Source organism: Bradyrhizobium jicamae (assembly GCF_001440395.1).
Lineage (GTDB): Bacteria > Pseudomonadota > Alphaproteobacteria > Rhizobiales > Xanthobacteraceae > Bradyrhizobium > Bradyrhizobium jicamae.
Genome location: NZ_LLXZ01000079.1, coordinates 1 through 4,269, shown reverse-complemented (window position 1 = coordinate 4,269; position 4,269 = coordinate 1). Strand labels below are relative to the sequence as shown.

Genomic DNA, 4,269 nt, shown 5'->3' with positions numbered 1-4,269 from the left:
GCCGGCCAGCGCCGCGGCGGACACCGCGGTAACGCCGCCGCCGACAAAGCTCTCGCTCCAGACGATGCCGGCCTTGTCGAGGGCGCGGACGGCGAGCGCGCGCACGCCGCAGGGTGGGGCCAGCATCGCCAGAGGCAGGGTCTCGCCGCGGCGCCAGGCGATCCGCCTGGCGGCGAACCAGGCGAACTCGTCTTCCGTCAGCTTCTCGCCGCCGCGGCGGCTGCCCTCCTGCCGCACCACCACGGCGTCGAGTTCGCCGGCATCGTAGGCATCGAGCATCTGGCGCGAGAAGCCGATGGTCACGGAGAACGCCAATTGCGACGAGATCGCGTGCAGCCGTTCGAGCAGCGGCACCAGTTCCGGACCCGCGGCGTGATCGGAAATTCCGAGCGACAGTTGCTGGCGTGTCGGCTTGTCGCCAGACAGCGCGCGGTCATGCGCTTCAATCAGCGCGCGGGCGTGGTGCAGAAAGGCGGCGCCGTCTTCGGTCAGCGCCACCGCGCGTGGCGAGCGCTCGACCAGCCGCTTGCCGACCACGCCCTCCAGCCGCTGCAGCTTCATGCTGATCGCGGCCTGCGTGGTGCCGAGCGCCTCGGCGGCACGGGTGAAGCCTTGCAGTTCGGCGACCAGCAGGAACGCCCGCACCGTGTCGATATCCAGCGTGCTCATCTCATCATCAACGATCGTTATCTCTGTTATGAATGGAGATAAGATACCAAAATGATGGTCGCTGGTCTAGCTATTGGGTCAGGCGCGATGGACGCGCGCAAATGCCTAGAGGAGAACGACCATGCCGCTCATTACCGTCACCTATGCCAGCGCTCGCAAGGCGCCGTCGCTAAAGGCGGAGATCGCCTCGGCCGTCAGCGAACTCACCGCGACAATCCTGCGCAAGGATCCCAAGGTCACCGCCGTCATCGTGAAGTCGGCCGATCCTGTGGACTGGTTCGCCGGCGGAAAGTCGCTCGCCGAGCAGAGCCTCAACAGTTTCTGGCTCGACGTTCACGTCAGCGAGGGCACCAACACCAAAGACGAGAAGGCGGCCTATCTCGCCGCGCTGTTCCAGCGCATGGGCGAGTTGCTCGGGCCGCTGCATGAAGAGAGCTATGCCCATGTCGACGAGGTGAAGGGCGATGCTTACGGCTTCGGCGGGCTGACGCAGGAGCGCCGCTATATTGCAGGCAAACTTGAGGTCGCGCCGCAGAAGGTGACGGCGTGAACCTCATCAGAAGCTCATGCCCTGAGCAGGCCCAACACCGCCGCAGTGGCCGCAACAAATGAAAGGGCGATTACCGTGGCCCGCCAAACCATCTGTTGGCGGGCCACCCGCCGATCCTGGAACGCCAGCCAATCCCGGACAAAGCCGGCGGGAACGTCCTGCACGACGTTGCGGCGGTTGGGATGCCGCATTTCATGATCGACGAACATGGCCCGGACGTTTGCCACGCCCAGATGGTCCAGTTCGGAATTCCAGTGCAGGGCGTTTGCGTTGTTGGTCCACCGGTTCTCGAAGGGAAGTCTCTGCGACGTCATCGCGACCTCCTCTAAACACGCCTGCCTCTCGATATGTGGCGCCGATCGCCGTAGCGGAAGACCTTGCGCCGGCGCGACAACAGGCAAATCGCGGGCGTATAACTTCGCCCGCGATCCGCTGGGTCGCGACCGTCAGCCCGCTGCCCGGAACTGAACCTCGCCGTTGTTCAGGAAGCACGTTTTGTCGAATAGCTTCAGATCCAGCGGGTTTGGCAACCGGACATCGCTGAGATCGGGACACGATCTTGCCGACGGATCGTATGACCGATCGATCTGGGAGATAAAGACGACGATCAGGCCCTGGTCGCGTGCAAATGATTTCAGCGCGCGAACCTGAATCATCAGGTCCGCGTTTTCACGCCGCTGATCGAGGAGTTGCAGATAGTCGACGACCACCAGCGTCCCGCGCGGCGCACCGGCCATCCGCTTCACGATGTAATCGGCGCTGATGGCGTCGGAGCAATCGAATTCGAACAGCCCATCAAATTGCGCGGGCTCGACGCCGATTGCGCGGAAGCGGTCGAGCACGTCCTTCTCGGTGTATTCCAGCGAAAAGAACGCCCCTCGATGGCCTGACTTCATGGCTTCCACGGCCAGCTGAAGGCTCATCAGGGTTTTGCCATGGCCCGGGCGGGCTCCCACCAGCAGCAAGTCTCCAGGTCTGAGCTCGGGAAATAGTTTGCCGGCTGGCGTCACGGCAGCCGCCCTGGCGGCCAGCAAGCTCCAGCCGCTGAAGCCTTCGGCCGCCGCGATGCGGTCAAGCGCTTCGTGCAGGGGAATGCCTTGCTGACGGGAAAGAAGCTTCGCCTTCCGCTTCAGATGATAGATTGGCGCAGACAGTCTCATCGAGAGAACCTCCCATTGCGAGCAAGGATCGCAACCCCTCCTTATGCCTGGCGCTCGAACAGTCGGCCCAACAGTCTATTCGCCCGGCATGATCTGTACTTTCCCGATGGAGGGGGGAGGCGTGGGCGGCACCGGAATCAAGCATAGCCGAATCCTCGCTTGCCGAGAACAGGCGAGGCGGGGTGCGAACAGAAAAGCGCTGGTCTGAATCAGGCTCGAATAGGAAAGTTACACGGTCGCTTCCGGCAGGCGTGCGCCGGTTGCGCCGAACACGTCCTCGAATGCCCGCCGCAGCGCGACGTCAACGTCTTCCATCGTCACGGGCAGGCCGAGATCGACCAGCGAGGTGACGCCGTAACGCGGATCGACGACGCCGCAGGGCACGATCGCAGAAAAATGCGACAGGTTCGGCTCGACATTGATGGCGATGCCGTGGAACGACACCCAGCGCCGCAGCCGCACGCCGATTGCCGCGATCTTGTCCTCGCAGCCTGCGCCTTTGTCCGGCCGCCTGACCCAGACGCCGACGCGATCCTCGCGGCGCTCGCCGCGGACGTTGAAGGCGTCGAGCGTGCGGATGATCCATTCTTCGAGGCCGGCTACATAGGCGCGCACATCCGGCCGTCGCCGCTTGAGGTCGAGCATCACATAGGCCACCCGCTGGCCGGGTCCGTGATAGGTGACTTGGCCGCCGCGCCCGGTCGTGAACAGGGGGAAGCGCGGGTCGAGCAGGTCGGCTTGCTTGCCGCTGGTGCCCGAGGTGTAGAGCGGGGGGTGTTCCAGCAACCAGACCAGTTCGGCCGCATTGCCGTCGGCGATAGCGGCCGCGCGGGCCTCCATTGCGGCCACGGAATCGGGGTAGGGCACCGGCCCTTCGGATATCCGCCATTCGACCTCGCCGCCGCCCTTGGCGCGCGCGAATGTCGTCAAATCAAGGCTTTGGCGGTCATTAACCATTGGCTAACCAAAACGTGGTCAGGTGGGAACCACACCCATTTAGTCCCCCTTTTGGCGGTTCAGAAGTGGCCACCCTCGATAAAGTCAGCGTCGATCTCATGGTGGTGCTCGGCACCACGACCATGCCCATCCATCAGGTAATGCGGCTTTCCCGCGGCGCCATCATCGAATTGGACGCCACCGAACAGGACGAGGTCAAGATCCTCGCCAACAACCTGCCGGTAGCCTCCGGCGTCGTGCTGGTCGACCGCAACCGTATCGCGGTCGAAGTCAAGCAAATGCTGCCGAAATCCCCTGATGTCAGGTAGTTATCGGGGCACAAAACTTCCTTGTCCCTGCATCCCTGATTTGTTACATCGGCGCCGTTGATCCGGCGGGCTGCATCGCTCCAGCCGGTATCCCAAGCGCTCGTGGCGGAATTGGTAGACGCGCTGCCTTGAGGTGGCAGTGAGTAACATCGTGGGGGTTCGAGTCCCTCCGAGCGCACCAGCCCAAATATCTTCGAATCGGTCGAACCGGACCTGACGAGCGATGGCTCGCCATGGCGAGATAACCGCTGAGCTGACCGGTAGGGCTATGCAGTTCCCGAAGGGAATTTGCCGTGAAAAGAGGTCTTCTCGGGTTGGGTTAGGCGGGACGTTGGTTCACCGCTTCCAAAACCATCTGAAATAGGCAAACAGCATCGCGCCGGCGACCACCGCGCCGCCAGGCCTGATCGCGAGCGCGAGGATCACCGCCAGCAGGATCACCATCGCCGTGACGTACCACGGCTGTCTGTTTTTGGGTGCTGTCGCCGGTCCCGCCGTGGGAGCCGCCTGCGGGCCGGCGGCGCGCGGCGTGCCCCACGGTGATGGGGGTACGTTGGGCGGGCGCGACATGCCGGGCGTTGCGGTGCGCGCTTGGGCGGCCCGCGTCTTTTCTTCCTGTCGCGCC

The 4,269-nt window shown here is 63.8% G+C and carries 6 protein-coding genes, 1 tRNA gene and 1 pseudogene; 3 read left to right on the top strand and 5 right to left on the bottom strand.

Annotation, left to right across the window (positions count from 1 at the left end; translation table 11 throughout):
• Window positions 1-669 (bottom strand): LysR family transcriptional regulator (locus tag CQ12_RS12560; protein ID WP_057835623.1); only part of this gene is annotated, 669 nt, incomplete at its 3' end.
• A gap of 121 nt (window positions 670-790) precedes the next feature.
• On the opposite strand from CQ12_RS12560, the gene CQ12_RS12555 reads away from it, so the two are divergent.
• Window positions 791-1,219, top strand: coding sequence for a tautomerase family protein (locus CQ12_RS12555; RefSeq protein WP_057835622.1), 429 nt, complete (start codon window positions 791-793; stop codon window positions 1,217-1,219).
• Window positions 1,220-1,233: 14 nt separating this feature from the next.
• Here the strand turns inward: CQ12_RS12555 and CQ12_RS12550 are convergent, their stop codons facing one another.
• The 3 genes from CQ12_RS12550 to lipB all read right to left on the bottom strand — a co-directional run bounded on the left by CQ12_RS12550 (window position 1,234) and on the right by lipB (window position 3,336).
• Window positions 1,234-1,533, bottom strand: coding sequence for a hypothetical protein (locus CQ12_RS12550; protein WP_057835621.1), 300 nt, complete (start codon window positions 1,531-1,533; stop codon window positions 1,234-1,236).
• Between the two features lie 132 nt (window positions 1,534-1,665).
• On the bottom strand, window positions 1,666-2,379 hold the full coding sequence (locus CQ12_RS12545) for a DNA helicase (RefSeq protein WP_057835620.1): 714 nt from the start codon (window positions 2,377-2,379) through the stop codon (window positions 1,666-1,668).
• Window positions 2,380-2,607: 228 nt separating this feature from the next.
• On the bottom strand, window positions 2,608-3,336 hold the full coding sequence (gene lipB / locus CQ12_RS12540) for a lipoyl(octanoyl) transferase LipB (protein WP_057835619.1): 729 nt from the start codon (window positions 3,334-3,336) through the stop codon (window positions 2,608-2,610).
• A gap of 65 nt (window positions 3,337-3,401) precedes the next feature.
• Between lipB and CQ12_RS12535 the strand changes: the two genes are divergently transcribed.
• Window positions 3,402-3,644, top strand: coding sequence for a FliM/FliN family flagellar motor switch protein (locus CQ12_RS12535; RefSeq protein ID WP_057835618.1), 243 nt, complete (start codon window positions 3,402-3,404; stop codon window positions 3,642-3,644).
• A gap of 96 nt (window positions 3,645-3,740) precedes the next feature.
• A tRNA-Leu gene (locus tag CQ12_RS12530) sits at window positions 3,741-3,825 on the top strand.
• A gap of 155 nt (window positions 3,826-3,980) precedes the next feature.
• On the opposite strand, the pseudogene CQ12_RS45020 reads toward CQ12_RS12530, so the two are convergent.
• A pseudogene (locus CQ12_RS45020) lies at window positions 3,981-4,269 on the bottom strand (RNA-directed DNA polymerase); the annotation flags it as partial.